Genomic DNA, 15,900 nt, shown 5'->3' with positions numbered 1-15,900 from the left:
AATAAATTTAGCTTTCATTATTTAATCTATTAATCGTTCATAATTTAATCGAGCAGCTTCTCCATTAGGCAAACATTTTAAGTATGCTATTTTCGTTGCTGCTAATATTTCTTCAAGATTATCCAACATTTTATTATAAAGGTTGGCATTCCAACGTAATCCAGTGCAACTAGGCAAAATTTGAAGTAGTGCCTGTTTTCCATGCATTTCTATCCAATTATTTTCAGGAGCCTGTTCGAGTCGAATTAAAGCTTTTAAAGGTGCTTGTTTGTTTTTATAACAAGCTGTTTTACCGCTCCACGGAGTACCAAAAATCATTACTGATTCATCTGGCATAATCCGAATCATTGGATTGTCGTCATTTAACAATTCAGTATCTTTTAAATGTTCTAGCCACATTCGACTATGGGTACTTTTTCCAGTTCCACTTTTACCTAAAAACCCAAACCCAAATCCATTCTTAAGAATGACTGAAGAATGAATCAAAATTCCTTTATGAAATATTGCATGTTGTCCAAAAGCCACCATTAATAACCAAGACAAATGATTGGATTGTAAATCTTCAATTTCTCCAACATATATAATGGATTTCTTAAAATCCTTTTGACTATGCATTTCCCAGGGATCACCTTTTCCCGTTTTAATAGTAGTAATATAATTATCTTCTGATTCTTCCAATTGAAATCTATCTCCCCACACCTGCGAAATATCGCTCAATAACTTATACTCTTGTTCATTTCTATTTGGTTTCTCTAATGTCACTTCAACATATATATCCCAATTATTTAGGTTTTCGCCCAAATAAAATGGTTTAAAAGAAAACAAATAATTAGCCATTGGAAAGCCTTCCGGATAGCTAATGCAAAGTATTATACCTGCAATTTGAAAATATTTTTCTTTATTCTCAGTTAACTTCATAAACCCTTAACGAATATAAATTGTTTGTGAACATTGATCCGCCAGTTCTAAATCATGAGTTACAAAAACAATTATTTTATCTGTTCCAAAAGATTCTAATCTTTTTAATAATGTCCTAGACGTTTCAACGTCTAATGCCGCAGTAAGCTCATCAAATATCCATACTGATGAATTTCTAAGTAATGCTCTTGCTAAAGCGATACGAACTGCTTGTCCTTCAGATAATCCATAACCCATTTCACCAATAGTAGTGGTTAATCCTGCTGGCAGATCATATACAAATTCTGCACATGCCAAATAGATGGCTTCTTTTAATGCTGCCTCTGAAGGTTGTTCGATGCCAACTTGTAAATTGTCTAATATACTACCACTAAATAGTTTGTCACCTTGAGGCACATAAGCTATTTCCTTTCTGTGTTGAGATCCTAAAGTTTCCTCCCCCTCTTCAGCTATCCAAGATATCTCACCAGAATTTACAGGAATTAAATTAAGCAATAGACGAATTAAGGTAGTTTTCCCTTTTCCACTGGCACCAACAATAGCAGTTGATTCACCTTTATTAAATTTAATATTCAAATCTTGAAGGACATCTAAGTCATCGTATTGAAATGAAACTTGTTTTAATTCAATCTGCTTTACATTCTTCAATGGTTCCTTATTATTCTCGACTTCTTGTTCTACTTGTAATAATTCTTCAACACGTTCAGCAGATGTCCGATACTTAATGAATAATGGAACAAAAGCCATTAACCCTAGAATTGGATTTTGTATTCTTCCTACTAGTTGTAAAAAGGCGGTTAAAGTTCCAAAGGTTATTTCTTGGGAATGCAACTTATATACACCCCAAATAAATGTCACTAAAAATCCAATATTAACAGCTAGTCGCATCATACCTTGGGATACAGTAGAGAAATTCAATAAACCTTGTCTATTAACTAACAAATCTTCTTGAGTATTCTCTGTTTTCATCCAACGTAACTGATGAACTCCTAAAGCACGGATTAATAACCTAAACCGTAAATTTTCTTGAATTACTTGTCCTAATTTACTTTCAGAATCCTTAACCAATCGATTTAATCGTCTAAGTCTTTTGAAATATAACTTTGAAAAAAATAGTAGCGGTGTTATTGCAAGTATTAACCAAGCTAACATAGGATCCATTAGCCATAATAATCCGAAAGAACTGATAAGACGGATAAGCGTCAAGACAAAATTCAGAAAATGGGAACTTAAGAGTTGTGCGATTTCTTGGCAATCGTTTTGAATCCTTACCTGAACATCTCCACTGTGAAATTGCTTGACATAATTCCAGGTGGCAAGCATCTGTGATTTAATGACCTTATTCTGCAAATGCTTTAAAAGGTTTATTCGGCTCCTTTCATTAATCCAAGAACTACCTATTCGAAGAAACATCCCTAATAATAGTGCTGCTGCTGTTAAATATAGACTTGTTGTTAAATCACCAACTATTTTGTGAGTAGCAATATCAATTGATTGTTTGGATAGGAGGACAAATATTAATGAAAGTGCTATGGCAATTAACTCCAATACAAAATACAACAATAGTCGACCACGTTCTCCTAATGTTTGTTTCCAAGACCATCTAAGCTGATATGATAATGTTGCGTTCAAACAATTGGTTTATTTAATGGCAGTCCTTGAAAAATAATGCGCTATAGGAAAACTTATTGCCTCCATCGGAGCATAAGGTAAATATCTGAAAATATTTCCACTGATTTTTTTAAAAGTTCTACGACGAGATAATATTCCTGTATTTTCGTATTGAATGTAGTCACTATCATAATATCCAAAATTTCCAGATTGTAGGATATCTTTCATCATCCAATCTGCATTTTTAGTGCTATATCCAACGTTTTTTATAACTTCTGCAGGTAGAGCTAAATAATCAATTAATAGTTTATTCAATTGTTTTATCCAAGAATATATATTTAGTCTTTTAAATATTTTAGGTAATCCTAATGTTGCAAGCTGATTGGAATAATGGTAATAAAGACGAGCAATATCGCATAATTGACGAAGACCTATCCCGAATGATAGTAGGTGTTTTAATATATGTGAACTAGTTTGTACTAATTGAATTGCAACTGAAGGTAATTTAATTTTCTGATCATGAACTGCTAATAAAGTAAAGCTATTTGATTCTTCCAGTTCAAGTTTTTTTAAATAATTACGGTTAAATGGATTGTGGAGATCAAATAACTTCTGATGTAAGTCTATTTCAAACCCATTCCATATAAAATTTGAGCTATATTTTGTATCACTTTTAACATCAAATCCGCGTGTATTTAAGTGATTTATTAGTCGGTGATAATCATCTTTCACAGGCAAATACCAATCTATATCACCACAAACCCGTAGATTGGGTTGAGAATAACAGTTGGCAAGACCTTGTCCTTTTAATAAAAAGGCATTTATCTTTAAATCATTAAAATATTTCCATTGTTCAGCAAGAACATCATTCATTAAGAGATTTCGCTGTTCTATTTTTTCAACTCGCACAGCTAGTTCAAATAAATGTGCTTTTGATCCCGTCAGATTCATTGGTAATTTCTGAATACCTTGAAATAGCAAACCCTCTACAGTATGAATACGTCCTTGCTCCAAAACCCAATTCCATTCATCTTGATTTAATGGGAATAAATCAATTCGATCTATGTTGTTTTCCCATAAACCTGAACGTAATAAGCTGAAAAATGCCGCTTGTTCTCGAGTTTCCACTTCAAAGGTATTTATATAATCAATCCAAATTTATGAAATTGATCAATTAGTATTCGAGCATCTGCTTGAGCAATTTCTTTAGAAACCTCATAATTTTCCAGCAAGAGTGCTACGATGTCTTCTTCGTTAAATTCTTTCCCTTGAAGCTCCTCCCAGATAAAAGCCGACGTTTCATTAAAAGTAAAGACTTTAGACATGTCAACCATATCCTTTCCAGGATCAACAATGATGTATTCGCCTGCTACTTTACGCAAGGTAAGATCGTTTCTCAGCTTCATAGTAGGTTCCATATCTTTTTTAATCGTATAATAAATAGCCGAATCCCTCGACTATAGTACCAACTGAGACCTAAAAATCTAGGGATTTTACCTTGCATATCTTTTTTTTTGCCATCAAAGGATTTTATCCTTACAGCTGCAAAGGTATCTTCCAGGCTTACATATTCAAGTTGACTAATATTTCCATCTCCAGCCAAAACCAATACATTATTTTTGATCTTCACTAAACGATGCAAGACATAGCGTCCCTCATGTAATGCTAAAAGAATCATTCCTAATTTTAAATGTCTCTTTTGAAAAGCTTCCAATTGAACACAGTTTCCCTCTTTAATAAACGGTTCCATACTATGCCCACGGACAGGAATTTGAATTTCCTTACCTGAAATTAATAATCGCCGTACCTCTTCGAAATATTGGAGATTACCTATTGTTTTAATTTCATTGGTAGCTTCTTTCATTTGGATTACTACAAAATCATTATCTTAAACTAAAACGCTACTTCGTTATTTTAGGCAGAAGAATTCATTGTTTTAATCCATCGCAAATGTACTTCTAAACCTATTATACAACTAATTTGAAAGGACTTTTCGATATAATTGTAGACACTTTCCTACCATTTTATCTCTAGAGAAAAATTCATGGTATCGGGATAAACTACCTTGAATACATTTTTCACGAAATTCTTTATCCTCTTCTATTTTTTTGAAAGCATTAGCCAATGCTTGAGGGTTTTCTGTCGGTACGACAATACCTGAAATTCCATCTTTATTTACCCAGCTTACACCTGATCCTGGAATATCTGCTGTAACTATGGGTTTACCTTTTGCCATTGCTTCAATTTGTACTATTGCAAAGGCCTCTGTTTTCCAAATAGAACTTAAACAGAAGATATCGCATATAGCAAAATAAGCATCTACGTCCTCATCAGATAAAAAACCAAGCAGTTTCACTTTTTCTGTCAGTCCTAAGGTTGAGATTAATTCTTTTAATTCACTTTCTAATGGACCTTTCCCTCCTATCAGAATTTGGAAATTGTCTGGCAATAAAGTGGCGGCTTTAATCAAATATTCAAACCCTTTATATTCAACCAACCTCCCTAAAGAGAAAACTATAAACTTTTCAGGATATTGTATTTTTAGTGAATTTTCTAATACATTGTCGCCTGTTTTAGCTTCAATACCTATTGGAATATAGTCTACCTTGTTTTGTACTTTATCTAAGAAAATTGATTCTTTCACATAAACTGGAGTAGTTCCTACGATTAGATTTGCTCGTTTAATTATCCAATTCTGTAAGGGTTTATATAATTTAAGTAATGTTTTTTGTTTAAGAATATCCGAATGCCAATGTAATATAACTTTTCCTTTGTAACCAGATAAAAAGAGTGCTAAAGTTGCCATTGGATCAGGATGGTGAATATGAATGATATCATACTGTTTGGCAATTTTTCTTAATTTAATTACCATGTTTGGAGCTAACATGGTTGCAGCAACTTTGATATTTGTAGGCATAACCATTAACTTCGCATGCTTATTTAATTGTATTTCTGCGGCAGGATGATTTTCCGTTGAAGCACATAGCATATCACAATCAATACCAGCAGCTGACAGACCTAACATCAAATCATACATGACTTTTTCCACACCTCCTCTAATGGGATAGAATTTCCCCAATTGCAATACTTTCATAACTATTCAGTTAATCTCTCAATAAAATAGTGAACAATTCATTCCAATTATTGGCTATTGGTTCTTCAATCTTTTGTAATGGAATTGGTTTTAAATCCTTTTCATCTCCTTCGATTAATCTCTCCATAAGCATCGCTAATTCCTCAGCATCTTCTGGACTAAAAAATGCTGTTTTATTACTCCCTGCAGCTGTTTCTTTAGCATATGGTAAATCGGCTAATAGCATTGGTTTATTATAAGCTGAAAACTCACTTATAGGCAAACCCCAAGATTCTACCTTTGAAGGATAAATCAAACAATTACTTTGTTTATACAATTCATTTAATTCTTCCTTTTTTACAAAGCCCCGGAAATTTATAGCTTGAATTTTACTCCAATTTTTATATAGCCAACCAGCATACTTATTTTCTGAACCAGATACCGTCAGAATAATTTTATAAGGTTTTGAAATATTTATTTTTTCTAGTAGTTCAGCAGCTTTACAGATTACTTCAAAATTTTTATGACTATTGGGTGATGCTGGAAAAAGAAATTGATATATATCTGAAGAACCTAAATCATTTGCATTAGTAACTGTATCTATTATAGATTTTTTAAAATGCGCTGGGGCAACTATAATATTTTTTTTATTGATTTTGAATATTCTCGACATCGCCTCTCGAAACCAATTTTGTTGGACAACCAAATAATCATTTTTATGGATATTCGTCTTGTAAATGTATTTGGTAAACATGGCGAATAAGGCAATTTTAGGTGCAAATATTAAATCATGTAATTTCCAGCGATAAAAGGAATAGGAATTATGACAATAAACGGCTCTACGATTAGCAATCACACTAGGACTTGTATCATGTAAAGAGAACCAAACAAAAACAGGTCCGATTTCTTTAGAAACCTTTTTTAAACTAACATATTCATACCATAATCGATTAACCCATCTCTGTTTTGGCCATGTTGTTTCGATGTAAGTGATATTTTTAAAATCAGCTAAAGACCTTTTATGAACAATAGCAATGATTTCGACCTCCTCATTTTCAGCTAAATTGGAGAGACAAGTTAGGCACTCCCTTAGAATTGCTAAGGTTCCAGCTTCAACTATATTTACGGCAGAAATCACTATCCTTTTCATGCAAGAAGCTTATTAAATAAGGAAATCCATTGTTGCATTACCTTTTCCTCTTCAAAGTTAGAAGATAACCTCTTGGCTTCACCTCCCATTGTTTTTCTTTTATCCTCCTCTTGAATAAGGAAAACTATTTTTTCGGCCATGCTTTTCTGATCACCTTCTTCAATTAAATAACCATTGACATTATCTTGAATAACATCTTTCGGCCCACATTTACACGCGTAAGCAATTAATGGTAATCCGCAGGCCTGTGCCTCCAATAAAGTCATTGGAAGGCCTTCATATTTAGAAGTCAACAGACACATCGAACTTGTTAAATATGCATTTTGGATATCTTTTATTGGGCTACATAGTTGAATCGATGTTTCTAAATTACGTTCCTTAATCATTTGCTCAAATTTAGATTGCAATTCGCCTTTTCCATAGATATTCAATTTCCATTCTGGTTCTTGCTGGTGGACTAATTCCCAAATGTTTATTAAGTCATCAAATCCTTTTTGATAGTCATATCGACCAACAGCAATGGCTTGTTTGTTAATTAAATCTCCCCTTTCATTTATAACAAAACTATTCGCGTTAGGTATTACGGTGATATTTGGTAGATCTCCCCAATAACCTTTATCCTCCTGTGTTAAGACAACAAATGCATCGTATTGCTGAACTAAAAACAAGTCATGTTTACTTCTATATTTATCAATTAAACCCATGATTCCACTTCTTCCATATTGAAGTCGTTTAAATCTTGAAAAGTGAATTTCTACAATCTTTTTAGAACCATCTTTAATTTTATAGAGAAAACTGACTTCATGATCGAACATAGAAATAACGATATCTGCTTTTAATTGCATTAATAGCTCATTCAGTTTTCTTTCATGGACCATCTGCTTTCTTTTATAAGCAGAGGCTTTTTTAATAAAATTTGCATTAACAGTATCACAATAATTAATCCCAAGGTCAATTTGCTTTATTGCATTACTCAATTGAAAATACGGCACTCTATTCTTTTGATCCGAAGTAACGATAATGATTTCATTGCCTAGATTTACAAAGAAATTGGCCTTATTTGCTAAGACCCGCTCCATTCCACCAGAATTATAAGTACCAGCAATACAATAAACTATTCTCATTCCTCCTCCGGTTTTTTATAGAAGTTGGAATAAATATAGGGACTCCCCATGGAAAGAAACAAAGCATAAACTAGAAATAAATCCGTAGAAACCTTTATCCAATTAATCATAACTAAGGCAAAAAGTATAAAGAAAAATTCTTTGAATTCTAAAAACTTATGCCATAATGCGTAAGAGAGGTAAATAAAGAAAAAGATAAAGATGGATAATCCTATTGTACCACAATAAAATACAAATCGACAATATCCCACATCAGTTTTTGCAAAAAACCAGTCCGAAAAAATACCACTTCCTATTAACCAAGTTTTTGTATCGTTAGATGCTGGCCATATCCACATTTCTGTGTTTAATCGGTCAGTAGAATCCGTACGCCATTCCCCCTTTTCTACGAAATTGAAAAATCCTTCAAATGCAAATCTTAATAATTCATGAACATCTTTATTTGTTTGATATAAAAAAACACCTAATCCAAACATTAATAAAGTAGATAAAATAATTATTGACCACAGTTTAATTTCAGAAACAGCAATCTTTGATTTTATTACGTTATTTGCAAAGATTAAATATATAAGGGCGATAACCATCCCCACAGAAGTTGTTCTAGCCATCATATTACCAATACCGGCAATCAAGAAAAATGATAAGGTATAAATAAAAATTTGAAGATTGTTTTGCTTAGCTTTTTTATCTGTTGATAAAAGGATAGCAATCATGACCAATACCACAGAAAACCGTATTCCAGCAACATCTAAGGTAGCTCCTATTCCATATAAGCGATCGACTTCTTCCAAGAATTCTCGAATTCCCATGTTTACATATCGATCCACAACTATTTTAAAAGCGGGTACAAACTCAATTAATAAGGCGGAAGCACATTGGAATAAACAGACTCCAATCAAATAATTGGTTAATATTTTGAAGGATATTTTACCATGCACTAAAGAAATGGCTGTACAAACCACATAAGAGGCTGATAACCATACCCACATCGAACTTATATATGTGGCATAAGCATAATCGTTGGTATTATTGACATCTGTTGAGTAAAAGCCTACTAAAGAAAATATTATTGCGATCAATGAAGCGATTAAGATTTCTTTTGAGAGTACTACATTTCTCAATAAGATCATATGATATCCCATCAAAGGAAGCCCCAATACTGCCAACATGAGCTTTGTATTCAATCCAGGGGGCAGGAAAGTAAATTCTATCGGGAAATAAAAAATACTTGTTAATAGACCTAACAAAATTATCTGAACTATACGCATAGATTTTTAACGATAGATAATACCATATACTAACCTGATAATTAAGTGATAATGCATTTTAACTTTCCAATATTGTTTATTTAATGCAGCTTTTTGAATAAATTTTATTCGCGTATTAAATTCTGAATTTTTATCGATGTAAGGATTAGCTTCAGGATACCATGCATTCCATCGATCATATGATTTTCTATCCGAGCTTATTAAAAAAGGAAGTTTAATATTTAATTTGAAATAGGCTAATTCCTCTTTTATTAAATTTGGAAACTTGGTCTGTAAAAATTGCTCAATCTCTGAAGCATTATACTTTATTTGATCAAAATGAGAATCACTAGGCTTTTTTGTAAAAGCCTCATTATTCATTTGTACATAATGATAAAGAGCCTTAGGCAAATAACTGATTTTGTTAGCATAGCTAAACAATTTAATCATGGTCATATCTTCTCCCATCCCATAACCATCCGGAAAACTAATAGAATTTTTAAAATATAGGTCCCTTTTGACTAGCTTATTCCAAACATTATATTTTAATTTTCCGGACAACATGAGCTTCATGATATGAAATCCATCCATTTGAACATTTCCAGGATCTTGAGTCATATATCGCTCATTGTTTTTAAAAGACAGATACCAATCGCAGAAAACAATTTCTGATTGATCTGTTATGGCTTTATTATAGAGTAATTCTAAGGCATCCGTTTCTAGCCAATCATCTCCATCACAATGAAAAATGAATTCACCTTCAGCGTGTGTTAAACCAGTATTCCTTGCGCTAGGTAATCCTTTATTAAATTCATGTCGAATTATTTTAACATCCTTTTCTCGAATTGGAAATTCTTTAAGAACTTCTTTTACAACTAAACTGCTATTATCAGGGGAACAATCATCAATAAATATGTATTGCAAATCAGTTAGGCTTTGTGTAAACAATTGTGTTGCACATTTGCCTACAAAAGCTTCAACTTTGTACATAGGAATAATAACCGATACCCTGTATTTCATCGTTATAGTATTCTTTTAGTTAATAAAAGATCAGAAGCTACCATCTCTTTTATTAATCCCATTAAATCGTACTTGGGTTTCCAACCTAATACAGTTTCCGATTTAGTGGGATCTCCTATTAATAAATCCACCTCTGTTGGGCGATAATATTGTGGATCAACTCGCACAACAACTTGCCCGATTTCAAGTTGATAATCAAGATGATTACAAGCAACTACCTGAGCGTATTCTTCATCTTCCTTTCCTTTAAAAGCTAATTCTATTCCAGCTTCTAAGAAAGCCAAACGAACAAATTCACGAACAGCAGTTGTTTTTCCTGTAGCTATTACATAATCATCTGCTTTATCCTGTTGTAAGATTAACCACATGGCTTCTACATAATCTTTAGCATGTCCCCAGTCGCGTTGTGCATTTAAGTTACCTAAGTAAAGGCATTCTTGTTTGCCCAAGGCAATTGCAGCTACTGCCATGGTGATTTTTCTTGTAACGAATGTTTCACCACGTCTTGGGGACTCGTGATTGAATAGAATACCATTACATGCATACATGTGATAGGCTTCACGATAGTTTTTAGTAATCCAAAATCCATATATTTTCGCTACTCCATAAGGAGAACGTGGATAAAAAGGTGTTGTTTCCTTTTGAGGAACTTCTTGTACTAAACCATATAATTCGGAAGTTGAAGCTTGATAAATCCTAGTCTTTTTCTCTAATCCTAATATGCGAACGGCTTCAAGAATTCTTAGTGTTCCTATTCCATCTACATTTGCAACATATTCTGGAGAATCAAAAGAAACTTTTACATGTGACATGGCACCAAGATTATAAATCTCATCCGGTTGAACCTCTTGGATAATACGGATGATATTAGTTGAATCTGTCAAATCACCGTAATGAAGCTTGAAATTAACATGCTCCTCATGTTGATCTATATATAAGTGGTCAATTCGTTGCGTATTAAATGAGGAGGCTCTACGCTTTATCCCATGAACCATATAGCCTTTCTCTAATAGCAATTCTGCTAAATAAGACCCGTCCTGACCTGTGACCCCGGTAATTAATGCTATTTTCATACTAATTTTTAAAATATTTTAAAGGAGCCAATTAAGCCCATATACTATTAATTATTTATTTCAAAATGGATTTTATCTTTCCAATTAGGTTGTTACCAAATATTCTCCTCATTGCACTTTTAAAATCGATTAGTATTCCATCTTTAAAAGTTCTTGCACGATACCTAGTTGGCAAAACTGCTGCCTGATTTATTGTGTCGAAGTTTTTAGGCAATATCATGACTTCATCTGAATAGAAATGTGCTAATGGAGTAATTAATGATTGATCATGTTTATGAAATGACAACTCTGAATTTTTATAATCCGCATCTTTCTCATGATTATCCATAACTAATTCTGGATATTTTAATGTTAATTCAAGCCACTTATTAATAAAATTATTGTTTAGACCTTTACAAATCATTAAACCTCCCCATATTTTATTATACTTTTCACTATAATTTTCGTCCTGCAAAAGATTATTGAAGAAATTGATAGTTAATCCTTTCGTCCAATATTTAATTTTACTAGAAGTTTGTCCAAATTTACTCCAAACCTCCATTGTATCATTGTATTCAAAACAAATTGTATCCTTTTCCTTGATAAGATTGAAATATCGATTCCAATCATCAGATTTTTGCAAACTACAACCCGCATCACAATAAACCACCATACAGTCCTCAGAATAACGCTTCAAAGTTTCTGCAATAATAACTGGCTTCCATGCCCAATATCCTCCACCTCGCTTGAATTGCATTAATTCAGATTCCCTAATATAAGAAGGAAGATCATTGGGTCTCCATAATATAATGTCATCGAACATTTTTAAACTTTTCGCCTGCTTACCTATTCTTCTTAAGGAATAAGCCATATTTTCATCAGCATACGAAATGAATATTTTTTTCATTTTCGAATGGATTTTAATAATCTAAAATAGACTTTAGGAAAAAACAACTTAGAATACCCTGCTAGCAAAACTGGTATATAACGATATGGAAAACATCTTTTTTGAAAAAGTAAGGTGTTTTTTAAATTATAACCCAATGGAGAATTTAGATATTTTTTCCTTTCTTGAAAACTTAACTTCGTAAAATCTGACCCGCTTTCATCAATATGATCATTTTCACATATTCCTACATAATCTCGTAAAATAAAAACAGGAAAATTATGCTTAAAAGCTAAATAAGAGTAATCATGATCACCACCACTATGAATATATTCATCACAAAATACCCCTTCAGATTCAACAACATTATTTGAAACATATGTTATGTTTCCATGTGCTGCTTGACAATTCTGAAATCTGCCATTTGGGATCAAAAATTCGTCCAATAAAGTCCATTTGTTTACAAAATTAAATCCACCATAAGTCAAAGTAGATTTATCGGCGTTATAAGTCGAGCCGACATAAATCCCACCCTTTCCATATGTTTCTATTGAATATGCATCTGCTGCTAAAATTTCATCCCATAAATTCGACAAAATAATACTGTCATTATTTAACCAAAGATATCCATCGAATCCCCCTTCCCTTATTGCCTCGCGCCAAGAATTATTCATCCCCCCATTCCAATATAATTGACCATTTCCAGGTAAAATTTTTATATCTAAATGAGAAAATGATGCTAAAATTTGCTCCTTCGTCCCATCGGTACTGCCATCATCTGTCAGAAATATTTTTATTTGCACATCTGAATGATTAACTAAGGAATTTCTTAAACTTTCGAAACAAGCTAATGTTTTTGCTATCCTATTAAAAACCGTAATAATTATTGCTATTCTCATTTTATTGTTTCCTATTCTTGATGTTAATCCAAATTTTAATAATACCCCACATATTTTTCGATGTTAACCAAGCAATTGTTTTTAAATGCAATGGCAATCGGTTAGTTTGGAATGCTTGATCATTTACTTCTGGATAAATGGTTATCCATCGTTTAAACGAATTAATTTCCGTTGAAAATAGTAATGTTTGTTTGGCAGCAAATTTTAAAGAAGCAATTTCATTTAAATATGTTTTATTTGAATTTGCGGCCAAGAATTCTATAATAGCTTGACAATGAAATAATATATCCTCTAATTTCTTTGGATTATTTCTAGAACCTAGAGAAGAACTATTGAATTGTACATAATGATAATAAGCCTTAGGTAGGTAAGTTATTTTGGTTGCAAAATGAAATAATTGGATATTAAGATACAAATCTTCCCACATATCTCTATTTGGAATAAATTTTATCTTGTGATCTTGAAATAAGGAAAATTTATATAGTTTATTCCAAAGAGCTCCATGAACCTTTTCTTGCAACAAGTTTTTAATAAATTCATTTTTATCTTCCACTACAGCTTGAATAGATAATTTTTCAGAATCAGGATATGAATAATAAAAGTCAGTCCAAAGAATGTCGGCTTTTGAACTTTCTATGGCATTAAACATTTCTAGAACACCATTTTCATCAATGGTATCATCCCCATCACAAAAGGTCAAATACTTCCCTTTTACGATTTCTAATCCCTTATTTCTTGAACCAGAACTTCCTAAATTAGATTTGTTCTCTAAAATAGTTATATCCTCAACTCGATTTGGGAATTCATTGATAAGCCTTTTTAGTAAATCCAAACTAATATCTGTGGAAGCGTCATCAACAAAGATATACTGAATAGATTCGAAACGTTGATTTAACAAAGATCGAGCAGATTTTTCTATGAATGTAGCGACATTATAGAAGGGAATTATTATAGATACTTGATATGGATAATTCATTTAAGACCTAACTAAAAAATATCGCAATAATATCTTGATACGTTTCATCAAGGGTAAATGATCATACTCCACCAATTTATTATGATAAAATTCAAAATAAAAGGTAGGATCAAAATAAATTGATTTACGATAATATTCCCACCAAATATCAAAATTATAACACCATGTCTTCCAAGGTTTGGCGCCATTATAGTGAATAGTTCCATGATTTAAAATATCATAAACTGTTTCAGTATCATAATATTCTTGATTTTTATCACTTACTATTTCATTAACAGTTCCTACTACACCGAACCAAGGTGGCAATAATTTGATTTTTTCCTTGCACACAAGATTTAGAACATCTTGATCCTGGTATTTCCAATCTTTTTCAGCAGCCTTCTTAAATTGGGGTACAACTTTGTCTTCTAACATCTTTTTAGAATTCATTAAAATTGTTCCTGAACAAATATAACCCAATGGGTTCATCTGTATAGTTTCTTTTACATATGCATCCAAGTCCGTATATGGTGTGGCAACACCTGCGACATAAAAGTTTTCTAAATTTGTATTCTGGTATATCTTAGATAGATCTGATTGGAAAATAATATCTACATCAAAATAAAATATCTTTTCATATTCTTTGATCACTTCAGGTATTAATAGTCGGTAATATGCTGCTTTGGTTATCCCTCTTATTTCAAAAGCCTTATCAAATGAATTTCCAATATTTCGATATTGAATCTTAAAATTCGAATAAACATCATGCAATCGCTCTAAATGATTGCTTGTTGGAAATTTACTTGAATCATCATGGAGGATAAAAATATCGTAAAATGTGTCTTCATTCGCATGTTGTAATAATGAGCTAATACATATCCCAGCGGGCATGATTAAATTGTCATCGAAACAAAATGTAATTGGAATAATATTCATTTATTTATTTTCTAAAAAATTATAAATCTGGAACCTATTTAAAAAAACTATAAAGTATTAATCTATATTACTATAATAATTAATTTAAACGATCCCGGAACAGCTTACCCATCAAACTGTTCCTATTTATCAAGCTTAATTGCTCAAACTTATTTAACAACCCCCTATCCATACCAGTAAGTTTAATTAAATCAAAATCCTGATTTTTATAAGGAATTCTATTTATCATATAACTTATTTTTGCTCGATTCCAATCAAATTTTTCATGAATAAAAAACGCACAATCTTCAACTTTTTTAAGATAAAATGTTGTATTTTGATGTTCTCTCTGAGCAATTTGGCAGGCTAAGTAAACCAATAGGTATTCTGGTGGTTCTATTAATTGTTTTATTTCTAAATAGTCTATTCGCTCACGGAGTAAATTAAAATAAAGTCTACTACCCATCACGCCCAAAGGCTTTAAAACTTCCAACCACTTTCCAATAAATTCATTATTTGGATAAGCAACCAAAAACCAAGTTTCGATGACTGGATATGTAAGATTATTCGTCGTTTGTTCCCTGTAAAATCCTATGATATCATAGGATGTTTCTTCACTAATTAAATATACCCATTCAATACTTTTTTTAAAGATGATTGATGAATCCAACCAAATCCCACCATAAATGTAAAGTAATTCTAAACGAATTAAATCTGTCTTATTAGCAATGGGCATTTCTCCATTTATCTTAAAATTTGGCAGATAGTTCGTTACGCTTAATGCGCTTAACATTCTAATTTCATGATCAGGATTAAGCTTTTGAATATTGTTCACAAAACAATTTATGGAATTTGGCAATTCTGCTTCTTCCCAATACATCCAAATAATTTTTGGAATTGTTCTTTTTGATTGACCTTCTGTACAAATCACCTTTACTTGTCTTGGAAATTCAATGAAATCTTTGTTCATTCTGAACCAACCAAAAGCAAAAGATTTAATAACATTTTTTATACTCCCCATATGTATCTAAAATTCCATTCACCTAAACA

16 protein-coding genes are annotated in these 15,900 nt (G+C 32.0%); all 16 read right to left on the bottom strand.

Annotated features, from left to right (window positions below):
- Positions 1–21: 21 nt before the first annotated feature.
- A complete protein-coding gene (locus tag ACP6L2_RS04310) occupies positions 22–918 on the bottom strand; it encodes a hypothetical protein (RefSeq protein WP_440508069.1) in 897 nt (298 codons plus the stop codon).
- 6 nt (positions 919–924) lie between these two features.
- Entirely contained in the window at positions 925–2,550 is a 1,626-nt protein-coding gene (locus ACP6L2_RS04305; protein ID WP_440508068.1) for an ABC transporter ATP-binding protein, read from the bottom strand.
- 9 nt (positions 2,551–2,559) lie between these two features.
- Positions 2,560–3,657, bottom strand: a complete 1,098-nt coding sequence (locus tag ACP6L2_RS04300; RefSeq protein ID WP_440508067.1) for a nucleotidyltransferase domain-containing protein — start codon at positions 3,655–3,657, stop codon at positions 2,560–2,562.
- Positions 3,658–3,668: 11 nt separating this feature from the next.
- Positions 3,669–3,935 (bottom strand): PqqD family protein, encoded by a 267-nt coding sequence (locus ACP6L2_RS04295; RefSeq protein WP_440508066.1) that lies wholly within the window; start codon positions 3,933–3,935, stop codon positions 3,669–3,671.
- Positions 3,932–4,393, bottom strand: a complete 462-nt coding sequence (locus tag ACP6L2_RS04290; protein WP_440508065.1) for a S24 family peptidase — start codon at positions 4,391–4,393, stop codon at positions 3,932–3,934. Before ACP6L2_RS04290 ends, ACP6L2_RS04295 begins: the two co-directional genes overlap by 4 nt.
- A 111-nt stretch (positions 4,394–4,504) precedes the next feature.
- Positions 4,505–5,623, bottom strand: coding sequence for a glycosyltransferase (locus ACP6L2_RS04285; RefSeq protein ID WP_440508064.1), 1,119 nt, complete (start codon positions 5,621–5,623; stop codon positions 4,505–4,507).
- 10 nt (positions 5,624–5,633) lie between these two features.
- Complete coding sequence (locus tag ACP6L2_RS04280) at positions 5,634–6,752, bottom strand: glycosyltransferase (protein WP_440508063.1); 1,119 nt, start codon at positions 6,750–6,752, stop codon at positions 5,634–5,636.
- Positions 6,749–7,876 (bottom strand): glycosyltransferase family 4 protein, encoded by a 1,128-nt coding sequence (locus tag ACP6L2_RS04275; protein ID WP_440508062.1) that lies wholly within the window; start codon positions 7,874–7,876, stop codon positions 6,749–6,751. The genes ACP6L2_RS04280 and ACP6L2_RS04275 overlap by 4 nt, the downstream gene beginning before the upstream one ends.
- Positions 7,873–9,045 (bottom strand): hypothetical protein, encoded by a 1,173-nt coding sequence (locus ACP6L2_RS04270; RefSeq protein WP_440508061.1) that lies wholly within the window; start codon positions 9,043–9,045, stop codon positions 7,873–7,875. The genes ACP6L2_RS04275 and ACP6L2_RS04270 overlap by 4 nt, the downstream gene beginning before the upstream one ends.
- Positions 9,046–9,150: 105 nt before the next feature.
- On the bottom strand, positions 9,151–10,143 hold the full coding sequence (locus ACP6L2_RS04265; protein WP_440508060.1) for a glycosyltransferase family 2 protein: 993 nt from the start codon (positions 10,141–10,143) through the stop codon (positions 9,151–9,153).
- A 2-nt stretch (positions 10,144–10,145) separates the two neighbouring features.
- Entirely contained in the window at positions 10,146–11,216 is a 1,071-nt protein-coding gene (gmd, locus tag ACP6L2_RS04260) for a GDP-mannose 4,6-dehydratase (RefSeq protein WP_440508059.1), read from the bottom strand.
- Between the two features lie 55 nt (positions 11,217–11,271).
- Entirely contained in the window at positions 11,272–12,102 is an 831-nt protein-coding gene (locus tag ACP6L2_RS04255; RefSeq protein WP_440508058.1) for a hypothetical protein, read from the bottom strand.
- Positions 12,099–12,980, bottom strand: coding sequence for a glycosyltransferase family 2 protein (locus ACP6L2_RS04250; RefSeq protein ID WP_440508057.1), 882 nt, complete (start codon positions 12,978–12,980; stop codon positions 12,099–12,101). The genes ACP6L2_RS04255 and ACP6L2_RS04250 overlap by 4 nt, the downstream gene beginning before the upstream one ends.
- Position 12,981: 1 nt before the next feature.
- Positions 12,982–13,956, bottom strand: a complete 975-nt coding sequence (locus ACP6L2_RS04245; RefSeq protein WP_440508056.1) for a glycosyltransferase family 2 protein — start codon at positions 13,954–13,956, stop codon at positions 12,982–12,984.
- Positions 13,957–14,871 carry a glycosyltransferase family 8 protein gene (locus tag ACP6L2_RS04240; protein ID WP_440508055.1) on the bottom strand — a complete coding sequence of 305 codons (915 nt, stop codon included), beginning with the start codon at positions 14,869–14,871 and terminating at the stop codon, positions 13,957–13,959.
- Between the two features lie 79 nt (positions 14,872–14,950).
- Positions 14,951–15,871, bottom strand: a complete 921-nt coding sequence (locus ACP6L2_RS04235; RefSeq protein ID WP_440508054.1) for a capsular polysaccharide synthesis protein — start codon at positions 15,869–15,871, stop codon at positions 14,951–14,953.
- Positions 15,872–15,900: the final 29 nt, after the last annotated feature.

The organism is Sphingobacterium lactis (assembly GCF_051951495.1).
Classification (GTDB): Bacteria; Bacteroidota; Bacteroidia; order Sphingobacteriales; family Sphingobacteriaceae; genus Sphingobacterium; species Sphingobacterium lactis_A.
This window is presented reverse-complemented; position numbering and strand designations above follow the sequence as displayed.